This window comes from Devosia sp. 1635 (assembly GCF_013185955.1).
In the GTDB taxonomy this organism is placed as follows: domain Bacteria; phylum Pseudomonadota; class Alphaproteobacteria; order Rhizobiales; family Devosiaceae; genus Devosia.
The window spans coordinates 898,992-917,414 of sequence record NZ_JABAOM010000002.1; the positions used below are offsets into that span (position 1 = coordinate 898,992).

The following is an 18,423-nucleotide window of genomic DNA, read 5'->3' on the forward strand; positions in this document are numbered from 1 at the left end:
AAACAGGCATTTACGAAGATGGAACTAGGCGGCGGACCCATAAGGAACTCGCCCCAAGCTTCCTCCTCCCGCCGGCCGGAAACCTACGTCTGAGCCCGTAATTCGGTACAGTAGCGAAAACGATGTACACCCCTAACCCGCAATAGAATTGGCCATTGGGGGGTACAGTATTTATCTTGGGATCGGATGATCAGCGTGACGGAAACGATGGTGATTTCCTGAGCACATGAGTGCCGCCACGTCCATCGGCGCACCCCGAGGTGAAAACAAGATGTATGGAAATCCTCAGCATGGCCTGCACCCCGACGAGGTTCTTCGCCTGCGCCAGGAGGCGGGCAGATGGCTGCGCGAGCTGCGTGAGGCTGCGGGCCTAAGCCAGCGCGATTTGTCCCGCGCGCTGGATCTCGACTACTACACCTTCATTTCCCAGATCGAGTCCGGTCGCGGTCGGGTGCCGCCCAATCAATACGGCGCCATGGCCAAGGCGCTGAACGTCGAGCCACATGACTTCGCCAAATCGATGCTGCGCTTCTACGATCCCATCACCCACGACATGCTGTTTGGCGGCGAACCCAAGCAATTCGCCCTCACCGTCGTGCGCAAAGGTGATCCAAAAGTCAGCCAGCTGGCCAAGCGCGTTGCGAAGCTCGAACGCTTGGTCACGATCAAGCCAGATAAAGAACCTTCCGCGTAAAGCCGTCTTTTTAGGCCACCGGTTTGCCCACGGCACGCGCTTGCGCCTGCCTCGCCGCGGGAATCTGCGCGGCATGTCGCGGCGCCCAATGCAGGGCTCGGGTTGCATCGGCTGGAGCGGACAGTGTATCTCCCACGGTCAAACGGCCTGCAACACTGGAGCCAGGATGAACGAGCGGTTTTCGATCGATGCCGTGTTGGATAAGGTGCGGGCACTCAGAACACCTGAGGCTCCACCGCAGCGCCAAATCCCGGAATGGAGCGCTGAGCAGCGCGTTCGCAGTGCCGCCGAAGTGCCCCTGATCCCACTGCCCCCCGAGGATAAGCTCGATCCCAACCGCGGCACCTATACGGTGGGCGACTTTCTCGCCCTCAGCGACGAGGCAATGATCAACGAGGCTTATCGCGTGGTGCTGGGGCGCGAGGGCGACGCCCTTGGGCGCTCCCACTACCTCAAGAACCTGCAGGAAGGCCGCGCCACTCCAGCCTCGATCCTGATGGCCATGCGTTTTTCGGCCGAGGGCCGCGCCCGGGGCGTGCGCATCAAGCGCTTGCTGCCTGCCTATGGGCTCTACCGCCTGGCGACCCTCCCCGTGCTCGGGCGCCTGTTCTCGCCGCTTGTGGCGCTGATCAACCTGCCGGGAACCCTGCTGCGCATTCACCGGCGGCTGGCTGCGGGTGAGTTGCGGCAAAAACAAACCATTGAAGCGACCAATAAGGCGCTGCTTGCCATCCGGCGGGCCCTGATCGAAGCGGGGGTGGAACTGCAATCGCTTTCGCGCCTGGGCGAAAGCCACTCCACCCAGATCGAGGTGATTGGGGAGCAAACCCTGGGTGAAATGCGCGCCATGCGCGAACAATCCCTAGCCCAAACCGGGCACGTGGCGGAGCTGGTTGCCACAGCCCGCCAATCGGTGGCGCAAACAAGCCCTGCAGTGATTGAACCCGCAATCGCGGACATCGAAGCCCACGGCCTCGATGACCTCTACCTGGCTTTTGAGAACCGCTTTCGCGGCACCCGTGCCGAAATCGCCGCAAAGATCGCCCGGTATCTTCCCTTGTTCCAGCGCAACCCGGCAGTGGCTGCAGGCGGTGTGGTGCTCGATATCGGCTGTGGGCGTGGCGAATGGATCAAGATGCTGGCCGACAACAACATCGCCTCACGCGGCGTAGACATGAACGGCGCCATGGCCGCCGCCTGCCGCGAGCAGGGGCTTGATGCAGTGGCGGGCGACGCCATCGCCTATATGCGCTCCCTGCCCCCGAACACGCTGGGCGCGGTGACTGGCTTTCACATCGTGGAGCATCTGGCCTTTGAGGACCTGATCGCTATGCTCGATGCCGCACGCCAGGCGCTCATGCCAGGCGGCGTGATCCTGTTTGAAACGCCCAATCCCGAAAATCTGGTGGTGGGCGGCTGCACCTTCAACAACGATCCCACGCACAACAAGCCGCTTCCTCCCGAAGTGCTTCGTTTTCTGGCGGAGGCGCGCGGCTTTGAGCAGACCCGGGTAATTCGCGAGCTAAGCGATATCGATCTCGCATCGCCCGAAAGCGGATTCGCGCCTTCCGAGGTCAATGACTGGTTCCGCCTTCCCATGGACTATGCGCTGTTTGCCCATAAGCCCGCCGGGGGCCAGGCCAACTGATGCGGGTAGGAATTGCGACCGTTTACACGCCCGGCATAGCTGGGGGTGCCGAGCTGCATGCCCAAGGCCTAAGCGATGCGCTGCACGCTGCCGGACACCTGGTCCATCATCTTCGCATGCCATTCACCTATTGGCCCGCGGCCGAAATCGGCCGGTCCATGGATGCTTGGGCCAGCATGGATTTCACCCGTTATGGCGGGGGGCAGATCGACAAGATCATCTGCCTCAAATTTCCGACTTATCTGCTGGATCACCCCAACAAGGCGGTATGGCTGTTGCATCAGCACCGCGCCGCTTACGAGCTCTACGGCACCCCCATGGGCTTTGAGGATCGTCCCGAAAATGCCGCCCTGCGTGATCGCATCATCGCTGCCGATACGGCCGCGCTCGGAGCGGTCACGCCCGTCTGGACCAACTCGCAGCGTGTGAGCGAGCGGCTGCACAAGTACAACGGCATTGCATCGGCGCCGCTCTACCATCCGCCCCATGGGGCCGAGCAGTTCCGTTGTGAAGCTGCCCTGCCCTATATCTTTTATCCCTCGCGCCTCGAAACCCTCAAGCGACAGCACTTGTTGATCGAGGCAATCGCCCAATGCAACTCGCCGGTGGGGGCCGTTCTGTCGGGCGAAGGGGGCACCCGCGCCGAACTTGAACGGCTGATCGAGCAGTATGATCTGGGCAATCGTGTCAGGCTGGTTGGCCACATCACGAGGGACCAATTGCTGGACCTTTACGCCAACGCACTCGGCGTCTTTTTCGGGCCGTTCGACGAGGATTACGGCTACATCACCCTTGAAGCCATGCTTTCGGCCAAGCCGGTGATCACCTGCACCGACTCGGGTGGTCCGCTCGAATTTGTTCGCGATGGCCAAACAGGTTTTGTTGTGCCTCCTGATGCTCCCGCCATTGCTGCGGCCATCGCCGCGCTTGCGGGCAACCCTGCACAGGCCCAGGCCATGGGAGCGGCTGGGCGAAACGCCTATGACGCTGCAGGCATATCTTGGACCAAAGTGGTCGAAACCCTTACCGGCGACCAAAAACCATGAAGATTGCCATCCTCACCCCCCATCCCGTGCCGCTCGCCCTGGGCGGCTTGGAAAACCTCAAATGGGGGCTGCAAAGTGCCATTGAGCGGCTGACCGAGCATAGCTGCGACGTTGTCGGCCTGATCTCGCCAGAAGGAAACCTGTGGGACCTGATCCGCTCCTACCAAGAAGCGAGCCGGCTGGACCTTTCCGCCTATGACTGCGTGATTTCAGGCAAATATCCGATGTGGATGGTCGATCACCCCAATCACATCGTTTACATGCTGCACAAGCTGCGCGGCCTTTATGACACCTATCCCGGCGACAGCGGATCGGGCGAACTGCGCCAAGTCCCCGAACTGGTCGATCTCCGGACCTGGATGGGCGAGATGACGGCAGCCGGCCGCATCCACGGGCGCACCGAAAACGCGGTCCTGTTCGAACGTCTGGAGCGATTGCGGAACGCCCAGCTGCCCCAGAATCTTTTCCGCTTTCCAGGGGCTCTTGCCCGCGAAATCGTGCACTTCCTTGATGCAGGTGCAATCAGCTCGCGGCAAATCCGCCGCTTTGCCGTCCAAAGCATGACGGTCAAGCGCCGCGCCGACTATCTGCCGTCCGAAGTCGACGCCAGCGTGCTTTATCCGCCGGCCCATCGCGACGATTACCATTGTGCAGGCGACGATTACCTCTTCACCTCCAGCCGCCTCGACAGTCCCAAGCGGCTCGACCTCCTGATAGCGGCCATGCAGCAGGTCAAGGCCGATATTCCCCTGCTGATTGCGGGCACCGGCCCCGACGAAGCACGCCTCAAAGCCCTTGCAGCCGCCGATCCGCGCATCAAGTTCCTGGGCTTTGTCGCCGACGAGCAGATACCAGACCTCTACGCCAATGCGCTTGCTGTGCCCTTCGTGCCTTATGACGAGGATTATGGCCTCGTTACCATCGAGGCGATGCGCAGCTCCAAGCCGGTGCTGACCTTCGCAGACTCCGGCGGACCCACCGAGTTCGTGGTGGATGGCGAGAATGGCTATGTCGTCCCGCCCTCCCCTGCGGCATTGGCCCAGCGCATTGATCATCTCGCTTCCCATCGCACCGAAGCCCGCCAGATGGGCGCTCGCGCGTTGGAGCGGGTCAGCAGCATCACCTGGGAAACTCTGGTGACTGGACTGCTGGAAGAGGCGCCTCGCCTGCCCCGGTCCAATGGGCGGCGCAAGCTAACCGTTGCCACCACTTTCCCGATTTACCCCGCGGTCGGGGGCGGCCAGTCCCGTGTGTTCAATCTCTACCGGCAGCTGGCCCAGAGTTTCGATGTTGAAGTCGTAACCTTGACCAGCGGCGGGCCGGAGATCAGCGAGCGCCATATCGCGCCCGGTCTCAAGGAAACCCGCATCGCCAAGTCGATCCAGCATGAGCAACTCGAAAGCCTTTATTCACGGGCTTTGGACGGTCATTCTGCCACCGATATCGCGGCAATCGAGATGATCGGGCTGACCCCGGCCTTTGGGGAGGCCCTCGAGCGTTCCGCGCTCGAAAGCGAGGCGGTCATTGCCAGCCATCCCTATCTGGTCGATGCCATTCGCCGCGCCGCGCCCGGCAAACCCCTTTGGTACGAAGCCCACAATGTGGAGCTTACGCTCAAGCAAAGCATGCTTGAGGGCGTTCCTGAGCGGGACAAGGCGCTAGCCGCGGTTCGCCGCGCGGAATTGCGTTGCTGGCAAGAAGCGCAGCTGGTTTTTGCTTGCGCCGACCGGGATCTCAAGGAGTTCGAACACCTTTACGGCCCCACGCGGGCCCGCCTGCTGGAAGTGCCCAATGGCGTGGAGCCCGCCGATTTCAACTTCGTCCCCCTGGTGGAGCGCCGGCGATTGCAGCAATCGGCAGGTGTCGGACACAGGAAAACGGCTCTCTTCATGGGCAGCTGGCACGGTCCCAATGTGGAGGCAGTCGAGCTGATCCTGCGCGAGGCGGCGGATGCTCCCGAGTTCCGGTTCCTGGTTGCGGGCAGTTGTTGCCTGCCCTTCGCCAAGCGCACGCTCCCAGCAAATGTCGAGATGCTTGGTGTTGTGAGCAACGAGACCCGCAGCGACCTGCTTGCGGTTGCCGATGTGGCGCTCAATCCCATGCTGAGCGGGTCAGGCACCAATCTCAAGATGCTGGACTATTTCGCCTCGGGCGTGCCAGTCGTGTCGACGCGCTTCGGCGCCCGTGGACTCGAAATCATCGAGAACAAACACTACCTTGCTGCGGAGCCGGGCGAGTTTGGTGCCGCCCTGCACGATGTGGCGCAACGCAGCGAGCAATCCCTATCCGAGCAGGTCACGGCCACCCGCCAGATCGTTGAAAACCACTATTCCTGGGCGATCATCGCCCAGCGCTTCCGGGAGGAGCTGGCGCAATTGGGCTTGGCCTAGGAGGGCTTAGCTCTCCACCTCGGCTTCGACCCGCCCCGGCGTTCGCGCCTGCCCCCGCCACACTTCGATCTGCGAGGGAATGAACATCTTGCCATCGAACGGATCACCCTGGTTCACCACCGCAAAGATGAGGGCGAGGTCGCGCCACTCAAAGCTCTCGGCGAGATGGCTTTCATCGGCCGAGAGCGACAAGGCAATCGAATAGGTACCCGGACCCAGATTCAGCGGGAATCGAATGGAGAACACCGCGCCCTCTCCCGGGGCCAAATCGGTGAGCACTTGGTCCGAAAAAAACGTGTTGGTGCCATAAATGGTTTGCCCCACCCGATCCTTGATCGCATAGCCAAGCACCAGCTTGGGAATTGCGACCCTGGCTTCCACTTCGACGCGAAGCTCCACCGGGGTAGCGACCGGCACCGTGTCGAGCGCCTTGCCGGCAAGATCAAACAGGCCGACATCCCCGATCACGGCCTTGCGCGAACCAGAAATGGTCTGGATGCGCCCCGAAGGATGCTCGAGCGTCTCGATCACCTCGCCCTCTTTCTGTGCAATCAGGGCATTATAATAGTCCAGCACACTTTCCGGATCACCATCCCGGACGATCTTGCCACCCTCGAGAAGGATGGCGCGATCGCAGATGCTTTGCAGCGCGATCTTGTCGTGGGACACCAGGATCAGCGTCGTTCCCAGCTCCCGGAACTCCCGGATGCGCTTGAAACTCTTGTGCTGGAAGTAAGCGTCGCCAACCGACAATGCCTCGTCGATGATCAGGATATCGGGCCGGAATGCAGTCGCCACTGCAAAGGCCAGCCGCACCTGCATGCCGCTGGAGTAAACCCGGATCGGCTGCTCGAAATACGCCCCGAGCTCCGAGAATTCCTCGATGCCGGCGATCACCGCGTCGATATCGGCTTGGTTGTGCCCCATCATGCCCGCGGCCTGATAGGCATTCTGGCGGCCGGTCATTTCGTAGTTGAAGCCCATCCCCAGCTCGAGAATGGCGGCGATGCGGCCATTGATCTCGATGGCGCCCTCACTGGGCCTGGTCGTACCAGTGACCATCTTGAGCAGCGTACTCTTGCCCGCGCCATTGCGCCCAACAATGCCCAGCGCTTGGCCCGGCGGCACCTCGAAGTTCACGTCCTTGAGGACCCAGTTCTCCTCGACCGGCTGGGTTCTTGCACCAAACCAGGTGGCGATGCGGTCGAACTCGTGCCGATAGCGGCGAAATGCCTTGCCCAGCCCTCTGACGCTCAGAACCGAACCGCTCATAGCACGTCCACCATTTCCCCGCTCGAGCGGCGGAACAAGGTCATTGCCAGCGCCATCAGGCCCACGGCAAGCACCGCCAGGCAAGCCAGGCTGAGCAGATTGGGCGCCTGGCCATAAACCAGCACGCGATGATAGCCATCGACCACCCAGAACATGGGGTTGAACATGAGGATGAACCGATAACTCTCGGGAATGATGTCGATGATGTATACGATGGGTGTCATCCAGAACCCGAACTGCAGCAAGATGCCGACGGCCTGCGCCACATCGCGGATGAACACATTGAGGACGCCTAGCGTCAATCCTAGGCCCAGACCCAGCGCCGCGGTTAGCACGGTCAGCACGGGAAACCAGAGCAGCGCCCAGCCCGGATTGTGCCCGAGCAGCGCATAGGCCGCGAGCACCAGCACAAAAAAGATCAAATTGTTAACCAGAGCAGCGCCCAGGGTGATCAGCGGCAGCACGATGCGGGGAAAAGCGATCTTCTTGAGCGCGTTGGCATTGTCGATAAAGATCGTCAGCGAGCGGTTGAGGATCTCGGTGAACAAGAACCAGGCGCTGAAGCCCGCCATCAAATAGATCGAGTAAGCGAAACGATTGTCGATGCCCGGCAAGCGGCTAGACATCAGTGCCGACAGCACGAAGGCGTAGATTGCGACCTGTGACAAGGGCGACAGCACGATCCAGAGCACACCCAGGCCTGAGCGCGCCACTCGGGCACGAAAGTCCAGCCGGATGGCAGACCAGATGAAGTACCGATAGTTCAATGCGGCTTGGAAAAGTCCCGCCATGTGCTCGATTCGTCCGGTGGTGTCGACGTCGCGGTCGTCTGTAGCAAACCCAAACCGCCATTGCACGCTTGAGAACCGAACCTTGCCAGTTCGGCCGCCTTCACACCCCGACTAGGAATAAATCCGAGTGCAGGTAAGTCCGACTCCAGCAGATTTTTGCCGCTCCTGCTCGGCACGGTAAACAGTTTCCTGAGGCCGGTGTAGAGCCCCGCCCCACGCAAGAGGAACGGCTTTAACTGCTATTCGCTTAGCTATTCAGCACCGGCAAGTATTCACCTTGCAAACCAAATACTTGAACGCTCCGGCGCGCCAGCAGTCTGCAGCAGTGATTAACTCGAAGGATGTATGAAGCAATAACCGTTGGCTCTCCAGTCGACATGGTTAACGTCAAGTGACCTGCGTACATAAAATACAAGGTAAAACTCGGCGTCGCCCTAAATCTTTCGTCGCTACCCCTTCGGTCAACAGCAACACAACCTTGTTGGCGACCAAGAATGGCGAAGATCGAAAAAGTATTTGCGACCGGCACCTCCTTTGTTGACGACCTGCTTACAGCGAACAAATGGACTGCCAACAGCATCAGCTTTGGCTTCGTCGCCTCCGCTAGCGCCTTGGGCGCCGATTATGGACGCGGCGAGGCGAGCGACGGCTTCAAGACCCTGTCGGCCCAGCAGCAGCAAGCAACCATTGACGCCTTCGCGCTATGGTCGGGCGTTGCTGATATCGATTTGGTGCAGACCAACTCGGCACAAGCCGAAATACGCCTCGGCACTTCAGCCCTGCCGCGGACCGCATGGTCGTACCAGCCCTCGGAAGCCGAGTTCAGCGGGGACATCTGGATCGGCTCGGCGAGCTATAACGCCAATCCAGCGCAGGGCAACTACGGCTTTTTCACCATCATGCACGAGATCGGCCATGCGCTGGGCCTGGGCCATCCCCACGATGCGAGCCTGAACGCCGGAAAGGGCGCGGCAGTGGGCGACGCATCCGAGGGCCTCTGCCCCTGCTGCGCAGGCGCCATTCACGGTCAAACCGCGCAGATCGGCACCGCGACCGCTGCTGCTAGCGCCAATCCTGTCGACGCCATGGCTTATTCGGTCATGAGCTATCGCTCATTCCAGGGCGCTGTCCTGGGCTCGGGCTACCAAAACGAGACCTTTGGCTACGGCCAGTCTCCCATGCTGCGCGACATCGCGGCCATCCAGCATCTCTATGGCGCCAATTACAGCACCAACAACACTGACACGGTTTATCGCTGGAGCGAGACTTCCGGCGAGAAGTTCATCGATGGCCGTGGCCAGGGAGCGCCCGGCGCCGCTAAGGTCTTTGAAACTCTTTGGGATGGCGGCGGCGCCGACACCTACGACCTGTCGAACTTCAAGACCGATGTGAAGCTCGACCTCGCTCCCGGCGGCTGGACGGACTTCGGCACCAGTCAACTCGCGCGGCTCGGCCCCGGCCAATTTGCTCCCGGCAACGTCGCCACTGCATTTTTGCACAATGGGGACCAGCGCGCCCTCATCGAGAACGCTGTAACCGGAGCGGGCAATGACGTTCTGGTCGGCAATATCGGCGACAATATCCTCGTGGGTGGAGCCGGCAACGACAAGCTTTATGGCGCACAAGGAAACGATATCCTGGTCGGGGGTCATCTCGGCAGCGAGTTGAAACTGCTGGGTATCGAACTCGCCGTACCCTCACTCCTGCGCGGAGCCGCGTTGCGGGTGGACGGCGACGACCTTCTGGTGGGCGGTGGCGGCAATGACATCCTCGTGCCGGGCTTGGGCGAGAACGAAGTTGATGGGGGTGCCGGTTCGGACACGATCATCATCGACCTGCCCTTTGAAGCGGTGGTCATCGTTGAGCAAGGCGGCGGCACGCATCTTATCACCTATGCCGGCGGTTCGGTGCTCGCGCGCGGAATTGAGTTCATAGCGCTCAGCGACGGCATTTATTCCACCGGGACGGCGGTCGTAGACTTGGATCCTGCAGCCGAAAGCGTCGCTCTCCTTTATCGCGCTGCACTCGACCGCGACCTGGATGCGAGCGGCCGCGATTACTGGACCGGCGTCATCGAGCAAGGCGGCAGCCTGGTTGACATCGCCGCCTCGCTCATCAACAGCCCGGAATTCGTGACCCGCTTTGGTCATCTTCAAGAACTGGGTGAGACACAGTTCGTCGAAATGCTGTACCAGAACGTTCTCGGCCGCGAGGGCGAGCCTGATGGCCTTGCTTATTGGACCGGCGCAATGGCGAACGGCACCAGCTACTCGCAGGTGCTTCTAGCTTTCGCACAAAGCCAGGAAAACGTTGCCGCATTCACCGATGAGTTGATCACTGATGTTGGCATCACAGCGGTAAGCGAAGCTCAGTGGGCGATGTTTGCCGCCTAAACCTGCAGTGCTTCGCTTCTTCACACCAGCACGTGAACAACTCTGGCGAACGCTACACAGCCGCACTCACGCTCTGCAGCGTTGCAGGGGCGACGCGCCGGGGACGAACGGCCGCGTAGCGTCTGCCCAAAAGCACCATTGGCGTTGACTTGAGCAAGACGCCATACTTGTCCTTTCCCCTAGTGGGTGGCTGATGCGAGATGGTTTGGAGATCCGCGATGACGCGAATAGGATACAGCCGTGCGGTTGCCGCCGTTTACGAGGCGCCTGCCGGATCGGCCCTGCCCCATTTGGCGGTGGTGCTGCTGGATGGGCAGGTGATCACCGCCCAGCCACAGGACGACATCGAGCAGGCGAGCCGCTTCGCCGCTGAAGCCCTGCGGGTATTACGCGCGCTTGAGCTGAGCGACCCCGATTTCGTGATCGAGGAAGACCTTTAAGGTCAGCAGATTACGCGGGCGCGCGCTCCCACAATCCTGACCTATGTCGCCGTCATAGCGGCGGAACGCACCTGGGGTCATCTGGTTAGCGGCACAAAAAAATCCCGGTGCCGAGGCACCGGGCAGTTGGCCGCCCATTCAGGAGGCGGGCCTAGTATATGGGTATCGCCGGGCCCGGGGCCAAAAGGTCGCAGTTGGGCGCCCTTTCCCCGCTGCTGCGCTGACTCAAACGTACCAGATTCCATCCTCCACCGCCGCGGCAGTCTTGGCAACATTCTCCTGGCTTTCCGAGAAATCAACCAGCACCCGATCGCGGCCATAGGCATCCCCGAGCCGGCCCATCCAATACATATAGCCGTTCATGTCGGGGGTACGGTCGAGCACATTGTTGTAGAGCAGGTTCAGAAACTGCCCGTTCGACAGCTCGGCCGGAGCGCCGTAGGTTTTCTGGAACTCCTCGGAATGCTGGAACTGGTCCGCCACCCAGACCAAATCGCCACGTCCAGCATCCAACTGCCTGATCCAGAAACCCAACCCCTCGACATCGGGTTCGCGGTCAAACGCCGCCTGATACAGCCGGTATGCCTGCCCCGCCGTTCCGCCAAGATCAAAAGCCAGCGTACCGTCGTCAAAACCCAGCCTTTCCACCCCGGTCAGGCTGTCGGAGCCATCGGGAGAGCTGGCGCTAAGATCGACCACGTCAACCCCGTTGGCGCCGAATGTGGTGACGCCATACTGCTCATGCGCGCCGCCGAACAAGGCGAAGTCGAGCCCGGCCCCGCCATCGATCCGATCATTGCCGCCGCCGCCGGTGAACCGGTCATTGCCCCCGAGCCCGAACATGGTGTCGCCGCCACTGGTGCCCAGATAGACATCGTCCCCGTTGGTGCCGCCAAAATTTCCAGGTGCAGGTGGGGTTGGTGTGGGGGGTGGAGTCGGATTGCCACTACTCTTGCTGCCATACAGCGCCTCGGCGCCCGCAATGTCCCCCGGGGTTAGCTCGACCCGGGTGCCGATCGAGGGATACATGATGGTATTGGTATCGTCGGTATGATCCAGCCCTAGCGCATGGCCAATCTCGTGCAGAGCGACCGCAAAAAAATTGGTGACGCCGGCCACGAAAGATTTTGTCGTGCCCCAGCCTTCGGCCGTGTCGAACCGGATTCCCGCCTCTGCCAGTTCGTTGAACTGGCCGCCGGGGTAAAAGCTATATCCCGCCTCCGCCAGGGTATTGGACCTGCCGTCAATGCTGTCCCAGCCTAGCTGGATTTGGGTGGAGGCGCTCGCCGCCACTTCCACGAAGTCGATATTGGCAACGTTTTCCCAAGCCTGGAAGGCGTCCCGGATCAGGTTCTGATAAATCGGCTGACTGATCGGCGCGTCAAAACTGTAGAAATTGCCCGCCACCGCGCCAAAACTCCAGGTGACCTGCCCTCCGGGCGCTCCCAGTGTTGTGCCGTTCCACTTCGCTCCGGTGAACTCATATGCCGCCATGTCGACCCCTTGTTCGTGCACACTGTTCTGGGGCCACATATCCGCATAATTTCGTTACGAAGAGGGCAACACGAAGCATCGGAGTTGCTTGGGCGAGACTTTCCGGAACAAGATCGATCACCCGGCCATCCGCGGCATTTGCAGCACTGCCGCGCCTTCTGCCCTAGCCGTTGCTGCTGAGCCGTGTTGTCAGCTCTGCGGTCGTCCCCTGCGTAACCTCCGCTCGGCCCTCAAGGGGAATAACGGGGGCGGCAATCCGCCCAAACAGCTCTGTGCGCGCCGCGGCCTCGTCGCCGCGCTTGATGGCGGCTTGCAGCGCTTCGAGGGCGTCGGGCACTTCATGGGCGCCGTTGCGCAGCGTGGCGCGCAGGATCTTGGGGTGGCGCGTCGGGTGGGCGCTGCTGGCGTCGTAGAACAGTTCTTCGAACATCTTTTCGCCCGGCCGGCTGCCGACAGTGACGATCTCGATGCTGCCCCCCGGATTGTCGCCGTCGCGCACCGTTTGACCGGCGAGCTGGATCATGTTGCGCGCCAGGTCCGAGATTTTGACCGGCGCCCCCATTTCGAGCAAGAACACGTCGCCGCCGTCGGAAAGCGCCCCGGCCTGCACGATCAGCTCGGCCGCCTCGTGGATGGACATGAAATAGCGCGTCATCGCCGGATCGGTCAGCGTCACCGGCCCGCCCTTGGCGATCTGCTCGCGAAACAGCGGCACTACCGAGCCGTTGGAGCCCAGCACATTGCCAAAGCGCACCGCACAAAAGCGCTGCCCGGTGCCGGCAGCTTCCGCCAGCCCCGCATAATGGCGCATGATCAGCTCGGCCCAGCGCTTGGTGGCGCCCATCACATTGGTGGGCCGCACCGCTTTGTCGGAAGAAATCAGCACGAACTGCTCCACCCCTGCCTCAAAGGCAGCGCGGGTGATGCAAAGCGAGCCAAAAACATTGTTGCGCATGCCCTCGAGCGCATTGGCTTCCACCAGCGGCACATGCTTGTGCGCGGCAGCGTGAAACAGCACATCGATCCGGGCGCAGTTCAGCGCGCGGCGCACCGCGGCTTCGTCAGTGACCGAAGCCAGCACCGGCACGATCTCGGCATCGGTCTGCTCGATCAGTTCACGGTGAATGTTGTAAAGCGCAAATTCGTTCTGCTCCAGCAGCACCAGCCTTTGCGGTGACCAGCGCGCCACCAGCCGGCACAATTCCGAGCCGATCGAGCCGCCCGCCCCGGTGACAAGAATGGAGCGCCCACGGATCATCTCCCCCAAAAGCTCTGCATCGGCCGGCACCGAGGAGCGCCCCAGCAGCTCATCGATGTCGATCTCGCGGATCTGGTTGACCAGATATTTGCCCGCCAGCAGATCGGCGATATGGGGCAGCGTGCGGATCTTGATGGGGTGGCGCGTCAGATCGGCCACGATGCGCTGCCGCTCGGCCGAAGTCACTGAAGGCATGGACAGGATCACTTCCTGAATGCCGAAATTGGCGATCAGCTGGGGCAGATAGTCCGGCGAATAAACCCGCAGCCCCGCTACATCGCGCCCCTGCAGCGCGCGGCTATCGTCCAGAAATCCGGCGATCAGGCGCCGCCCTTGCGAGCGCAATGCCATGGCCAGCTGCGAGCCGGCTTCCCCGGCGCCATAGATCAGGATTTGCCCCGATTTCAGCTGGTCGTCGCGCGGCGCCCAGATGAACTGCTTGGCGGCAAAGCGGCTGCCCGCGATGAACAGCAGCCCGATCATCCAGTAAAAAAACGGCACCGAGCGCGGCACAATGCCATTGCCGGCCATTTCGGTTACGAACACCACCGCCACCCAAGCCATCGCGGCGAGGGTCATGGCCTGCAGCATGGTCCAGATTGCCCGCTCGGGCAGGTAGCGGATCACGGCGCGATAAAGGCCGTGCCGGATGAAGATGGGAATGGCCACCAGTGGCGCAGCCGCAATCAGCAGCCATTGGGCGGGCGTGGGCACAAAGGGGGCGCTGTAGCGCAGCGAATAGCTCACCCAAACCGCGCCGGCCAGCACCACGGCGTCAAAGCCGATCAGCAGGACCCGCTTTGCCGGACGAGGCATGGCACCTAGGGCCGTTCTGAACCGTTCCAAAAGCGCCAAGATCAACTCAAATTCCCATGCATACGCCAAGCCGCCGACGCATCACCTGGCCATTAGTTACCCCGACGGGGCGTCCAGGAGAAGTGTATGCGGCACACACCTGGGCTTAAATAGGACGCAGCCCCCGCTCAATGCTGCGATGGGAGCGCTGAACCTGCGTCAAAGGAGCTAGTCAGGGCGGGGCACTGCCGCCCTGCCGCTAGGGCGTATTGAGCACGTCCTTGATGAAGCGGTAGTGGCCGGCAGTCAGGCCCCCATCCACGGGGATGGTGACGCCGGTAATGCCCGACGCGGCGTCCGAAGCCAAGAACAGCACGGCATTGGCCACTTCCTCGGGCACCACCATGCGCCCCATCGGGTAATGCGGCAGCACCTTGTCGAGCAGATGCGGGTTCGCCTCCAGTCGATGGTCCCAGGCAGCCGTTCGCACGGAGCCGGGCGCCACCACATTGGCGCGCACACCGCGCGCACCCAGTTCCACTGCGATCGCCTTGCCATAGGCGATTAGCCCGGCCTTGGCCGCGGCATAGGCCGGATTGCCGAAATGCTGCAGCCCGTTGACCGAGGAAATCAACACCACATTGCCCGCGCCCCGCTCGGCCATGCCAGCAGCGATGGGGTCAACCAGTGCATAAGCGCCATTGAGGTTGATGGCCATTTCGCTGGCCCAAACCGCATCATCGAGCTGGCCGAAATGCTCGGCGCGGGTGTAGCCGGCATTGGCGATCACCGCATCGGGCACGCCATTGGTCGCCAGGTGCGCCTGGACGGCCTGGCGCGTGCCCGCGGAATCGGTCTGGTCAAAGAGGATGCGAGCGGCGAGCGGCAGGCCTTCCAGCATTTCCAGATCGCGATCGGCGCCGACCACCTGCGCGCCCGCTGCAGCGAATTTTTCCACCAGTACCCGGCCAATGCCGCCGCCAGCGCCCGAAATCAGCACCGTCTTGCCCTCAAGCCCCAAGAAAGCCTGCGTCATCCCTGCCATCTCCATCTGGTCTGCGCAAAACCGGCGGCCATAGGTGCCGGTGCAATCAACGTTCTGCACGCGCGGTGATATACGGCCGATCAGGGAGCGTGAAAGCGTCTTTTGCACCCGCCGCGAGAAATTCGCTCCGCAAGAGCTCAGGCTGCGGCGGCGGCTTTCGCCAAGAACTCAGGCGGGAGCAGGTGATGCCCGGCGCCGCAGCTTGGCTGTTTGCACCAGTGTCCAGGCCAGCAGCAATTGCATGGCCAAGCCCGCCAGCAACATGGCCCCATCCAGCAGCGGATCGGGCGAAACCCCGGTCTTGATCGTTTGCAGCGCCATGCTGATCAATGTGCCGGTGGCAAAAACCGCAAGACCCTGCTGGCCCATCCAGCGCAAGGGCGCGGCATAGGGCGACCCCGCGATCTGTCGGGTACAGGGCAGGCAGGCAAAGACATAAAACAGCGCCAGGGCATGCAGCAGCCGCGGCAGCGCCAGATAGGTCTTGTCGAACCAGGTGATGTAGAACGGCAGCCCGGCCCGGCTCAGCGCCCCTAACACCCCGCGCCCCGCTTCCGCCAGCGCCGGAATGCGCGCCCACAGCAGCACGAACAGCACAAAGCCGAGCGCCACCCGGAACAAGGTCTTGTTGGCCGGTACAAAGCTTTCCCCCGCTTTCATCGCCGCGCCCGAAAGCAAGCCGACGATAAAAAGGATCTGCCAGGACAGCGGCCCCAGGAACCAGCCGCCTGGGGCGGGATAGCTGGGGAAATTGAGCCGGAACTGCCCCGCCACTATCCAGACCAGCACCGAGCCCGCCAGCACCCAGAGCGGCTTGCGCAGCCCGGCCCAAAGCAGCGCCGGCGTCGCCAGGAGCAGCACGAAGTAAAGCGGCAGGATATTGAGATAGCCCAACTGGTGGCTCAGCAGCGGAATGCCGACCATCACCCCGAGCGGCTGCTTGAACAGCGCCGCCACATTGTTGGTGAGCAACATATTGGGCAGGCCGAACCACAAGGCGCCCGCGGCAAAGATCGCCAGAGTCACCACCGTCATGGTCAGGTGCACGAGATAAAGCTGGCGCGCCCGCGCCCAAACCTTGGCCAGCCCCGCCCAGAACGAGCCGGTGCGGAAGCTATTGGAATAGGCCAGCCCCGCCGCCAAGCCCGACATGAACACAAAGGCTTCCGCCGCATCCGAAAAACCGAAATTGCGGCTGGTGAAATTCTCGTAGATCGTGCCCGGCACATGGTTGATGAAGATCATCACCAGCGCCAGGCCGCGAAACATGTCGAGCCGCGGATCGCGCCGGCTGGCGGGGGCACTCGCCTCCCGCGCCGGCGCTCCGCTCGCAGTGCCCCTGGTCCTTAAGGTGTGCCCTGCTTGGGTCCGGCTGACCGCCGGCTCAAGCGTGGACATGCTGGCCGATCTTGCTCGCTGTCAGGTCCGTTTCCGGCTTGCCCTGCCATTGCTCCATGATGGCCACATGCTCCTTCATCACAGGGGTGATGCACTGCTCGGTCGGCGTGCGGAACAGCCTTGGCAGTTTCGATTTCGTCGAGGCATGCGAGCTCGCGGCAATCAACACCGGCGCAAGGATCGCGGGCAGCATCGCCGGCGCCAGCCAGAGCGCCGCCCCGGGCGCGAGGGCGAGGGTCAGCCCCAGCGTCACCACGCCCGTCAGCACGATCCACCAGCTTGCGGACCAGGCCTGCCGCAGCGTCAACCCGGTTTGCGCCCGGTGCGTGGCGGGCCAGCCGCCATCGATCCCCAGCAGCACCTGCACCACCGCCCGGCTTTGCAGCAGCAGCATCACGGGCGCCAGGACCGTGGAAAACACGATCTCCCCGAGTACCGACAAGAGGGCCACACCGGTGCCGCCAACACGCCGGTTCTGCCCGTCGAACATTCCGCGGATCAGGATCAGCAGCTTGGGTAGAACCAGCACCAGCGCCACGGCAAGCCCCAGCCCCCAGATGCCACCGGTCGCCTGCGGCAGCGCCGGCAAGACGATGGGCTGGCGCGGAAACACCGCCGCAATAATGCTCGCCGCCAGCAGCAGCAGCCAGAACGGGGAGGCCATATAGGCCATGACCCCCTGCACAAAGGTGAACCGGCTCCACCATTTCAGCCCTGGCGCCGCCAGCAGCCGCCAATGCTGCAGATTGCCCTGGCACCAGCGCCGGTCGCGCTTGGCATATTCGATGAGGTTTTCCGGCCCCTCCTCATAGGAGCCCTCGAGCGCAGGATCGACCATCACAGTCCATCCCCCGCGCGACAGGAGCGCGGCTTCCACATAATCGTGGCTCAAAATATGCCCGCCCAGCGGCGGCTTGCCCGACAGCACCGGCAGCCCGCAATTGGCGGCAAAGGCGCTTACCCGCACAATGGCATTGTGCCCCCAATAGGGCCCTTCGCGCCCCTGCATCAGCGCCGCGCCACGCGCAAAGGCGGGCGACAGATAGCCGGCCGAAAACTGCATGCAACGCCCGAACAGGGTCCTGGCATTGATCACGCGTGGCACAGTCTGCAGCAGCCCCAGGCTCGCGTCCGCATCCATGCGCCGCGCCAGCTCGCCAATGGTTTCCCCTTCCATCAGGCTGTCGGCATCCAGGATCAGCGCATAATCATAGGCGGCGCCGGAGCGGGAGATGAAATCCTCGATATTGCCGGCTTTCTTGCCGACATTGTTCTCGCGCCGCCGATAGAAAATCCGCCCAGCCGCCCCAGGCTCGCGGATCAACTGCTCGAACCACACCGCTTCTTGCGTCGCAGCTTCCAGCGAATTGCTGTCGCTGAGCACGGCGATATGGAAGCGGTCCGCGATGCCCAGCGCCACAAGGCTGCGGTTCATCGCGGCAATGCGCGCGAACACCGCCACGGGGTCCTCGTTATAGATCGGCACCAGGATTGCGGTCAGCCCCTTGGGCTTGGCGCGCGCATCAAATGCGGGCCGCCGCGCCGGCGTGAACACGCCCAGCACCGCCGCCGTCGCGCCCCAGACCAGCCAGAACCCGCTCAGCCCCACCAGCGCCACGCGCACCAGATCGAGCACCGAAATGCCGTCCGCTCCCGTATACTGGAGAAAAAGATAGCCGCCCCACAAGCTGGAGCCGGCAGCAACCAGGAGCGCCAGACCCCGCACCAGGACTGGCCTCATCATCGCAGGTAAGCCATG

Annotated in this window: 13 protein-coding genes; 6 read left to right on the forward strand and 7 right to left on the reverse strand. The window is 62.4% G+C overall.

The features are described from left to right. Positions 1–226: 226 nt before the first annotated feature. From HRU92_RS20865 to HRU92_RS11165, 4 genes are all read left to right on the forward strand, one after another. Complete coding sequence (locus HRU92_RS20865) at positions 227–694, forward strand: helix-turn-helix transcriptional regulator (protein ID WP_349236716.1); 468 nt, start codon at positions 227–229, stop codon at positions 692–694. Positions 695–860: 166 nt separating this feature from the next. Continuing rightward, complete coding sequence (locus HRU92_RS11155; protein WP_172124348.1) at positions 861–2,342, forward strand: methyltransferase domain-containing protein; 1,482 nt, start codon at positions 861–863, stop codon at positions 2,340–2,342. Continuing rightward, positions 2,342–3,388: a glycosyltransferase gene (locus HRU92_RS11160; protein WP_172124350.1), complete on the forward strand. Its 1,047-nt coding sequence runs from the start codon at positions 2,342–2,344 to the stop codon at positions 3,386–3,388. Before HRU92_RS11155 ends, HRU92_RS11160 begins: the two co-directional genes overlap by 1 nt. Continuing rightward, positions 3,385–5,778, forward strand: coding sequence for a glycosyltransferase (locus HRU92_RS11165; RefSeq protein WP_172124352.1), 2,394 nt, complete (start codon positions 3,385–3,387; stop codon positions 5,776–5,778). Before HRU92_RS11160 ends, HRU92_RS11165 begins: the two co-directional genes overlap by 4 nt. 6 nt (positions 5,779–5,784) lie before the next feature. On the opposite strand, the gene HRU92_RS11170 is transcribed toward HRU92_RS11165, so the two are convergent. Both HRU92_RS11170 and HRU92_RS11175 read right to left on the reverse strand, forming a co-directional pair. Then, the gene (locus tag HRU92_RS11170; RefSeq protein ID WP_172124354.1) at positions 5,785–7,050 is read right to left on the reverse strand and encodes an ABC transporter ATP-binding protein; all 1,266 of its coding nucleotides are present in this window, start codon (positions 7,048–7,050) and stop codon (positions 5,785–5,787) included. Then, a complete protein-coding gene (locus HRU92_RS11175; RefSeq protein WP_172124356.1) occupies positions 7,047–7,841 on the reverse strand; it encodes an ABC transporter permease in 795 nt (264 codons plus the stop codon). The genes HRU92_RS11170 and HRU92_RS11175 overlap by 4 nt, the downstream gene beginning before the upstream one ends. 494 nt (positions 7,842–8,335) lie before the next feature. On the opposite strand from HRU92_RS11175, the gene HRU92_RS11180 reads away from it, so the two are divergent. Both HRU92_RS11180 and HRU92_RS11185 read left to right on the forward strand, forming a co-directional pair. Beyond that, positions 8,336–10,234, forward strand: coding sequence for a DUF4214 domain-containing protein (locus tag HRU92_RS11180; RefSeq protein WP_173088166.1), 1,899 nt, complete (start codon positions 8,336–8,338; stop codon positions 10,232–10,234). Positions 10,235–10,452: 218 nt separating this feature from the next. Then, on the forward strand, positions 10,453–10,674 hold the full coding sequence (locus tag HRU92_RS11185) for a hypothetical protein (RefSeq protein WP_172124360.1): 222 nt from the start codon (positions 10,453–10,455) through the stop codon (positions 10,672–10,674). Positions 10,675–10,899: 225 nt separating this feature from the next. On the opposite strand, the gene HRU92_RS11190 is transcribed toward HRU92_RS11185, so the two are convergent. The 5 genes from HRU92_RS11190 to mdoH form a co-directional block, all read right to left on the reverse strand. Then, a complete protein-coding gene (locus HRU92_RS11190; protein ID WP_172124362.1) occupies positions 10,900–12,168 on the reverse strand; it encodes a DUF4214 domain-containing protein in 1,269 nt (422 codons plus the stop codon). 163 nt (positions 12,169–12,331) lie between these two features. After that, on the reverse strand, positions 12,332–14,242 hold the full coding sequence (locus HRU92_RS11195) for a nucleoside-diphosphate sugar epimerase/dehydratase (protein ID WP_172124364.1): 1,911 nt from the start codon (positions 14,240–14,242) through the stop codon (positions 12,332–12,334). Between the two features lie 238 nt (positions 14,243–14,480). Beyond that, positions 14,481–15,257 carry an SDR family oxidoreductase gene (locus HRU92_RS11200; RefSeq protein ID WP_172124366.1) on the reverse strand — a complete coding sequence of 259 codons (777 nt, stop codon included), beginning with the start codon at positions 15,255–15,257 and terminating at the stop codon, positions 14,481–14,483. A 177-nt stretch (positions 15,258–15,434) separates the two neighbouring features. Next, positions 15,435–16,664, reverse strand: a complete 1,230-nt coding sequence (locus tag HRU92_RS11205; RefSeq protein WP_172124368.1) for an OpgC domain-containing protein — start codon at positions 16,662–16,664, stop codon at positions 15,435–15,437. Next, positions 16,651–18,408, reverse strand: a complete 1,758-nt coding sequence (gene mdoH, locus HRU92_RS11210) for a glucans biosynthesis glucosyltransferase MdoH (protein ID WP_172124370.1) — start codon at positions 18,406–18,408, stop codon at positions 16,651–16,653. Before mdoH ends, HRU92_RS11205 begins: the two co-directional genes overlap by 14 nt. Between the last annotated feature and the right edge of the window lie 15 nt (positions 18,409–18,423).

Excerpts from the sequence above, each read along its gene's own strand:
- HRU92_RS11205 (WP_172124368.1), bottom strand. The coding sequence starts at position 16,664 with ATGTCCACGCTTGAGCCGGCGGTCAGCCGGACCCAAGCAGGGCACACC.
- HRU92_RS11155 (WP_172124348.1), top strand. The coding sequence starts at position 861 with ATGAACGAGCGGTTTTCGATCGATGCCGTGTTGGATAAGGTGCGGGCA.
- HRU92_RS11165 (WP_172124352.1), top strand. The coding sequence starts at position 3,385 with ATGAAGATTGCCATCCTCACCCCCCATCCCGTGCCGCTCGCCCTGGGC.
- HRU92_RS20865 (WP_349236716.1), top strand. The coding sequence starts at position 227 with ATGAGTGCCGCCACGTCCATCGGCGCACCCCGAGGTGAAAACAAGATG.
- HRU92_RS11200 (WP_172124366.1), bottom strand. The coding sequence starts at position 15,257 with ATGACGCAGGCTTTCTTGGGGCTTGAGGGCAAGACGGTGCTGATTTCG.
- mdoH (WP_172124370.1), bottom strand. The coding sequence starts at position 18,408 with ATGATGAGGCCAGTCCTGGTGCGGGGTCTGGCGCTCCTGGTTGCTGCC.
- HRU92_RS11170 (WP_172124354.1), bottom strand. The coding sequence starts at position 7,050 with ATGAGCGGTTCGGTTCTGAGCGTCAGAGGGCTGGGCAAGGCATTTCGC.
- HRU92_RS11175 (WP_172124356.1), bottom strand. The coding sequence starts at position 7,841 with ATGGCGGGACTTTTCCAAGCCGCATTGAACTATCGGTACTTCATCTGG.
- HRU92_RS11180 (WP_173088166.1), top strand. The coding sequence starts at position 8,336 with ATGGCGAAGATCGAAAAAGTATTTGCGACCGGCACCTCCTTTGTTGAC.
- HRU92_RS11195 (WP_172124364.1), bottom strand. The coding sequence starts at position 14,242 with ATGCCTCGTCCGGCAAAGCGGGTCCTGCTGATCGGCTTTGACGCCGTG.
- HRU92_RS11160 (WP_172124350.1), top strand. The coding sequence starts at position 2,342 with ATGCGGGTAGGAATTGCGACCGTTTACACGCCCGGCATAGCTGGGGGT.
- HRU92_RS11190 (WP_172124362.1), bottom strand. The coding sequence starts at position 12,168 with ATGGCGGCATATGAGTTCACCGGAGCGAAGTGGAACGGCACAACACTG.
- HRU92_RS11185 (WP_172124360.1), top strand. The coding sequence starts at position 10,453 with ATGACGCGAATAGGATACAGCCGTGCGGTTGCCGCCGTTTACGAGGCG.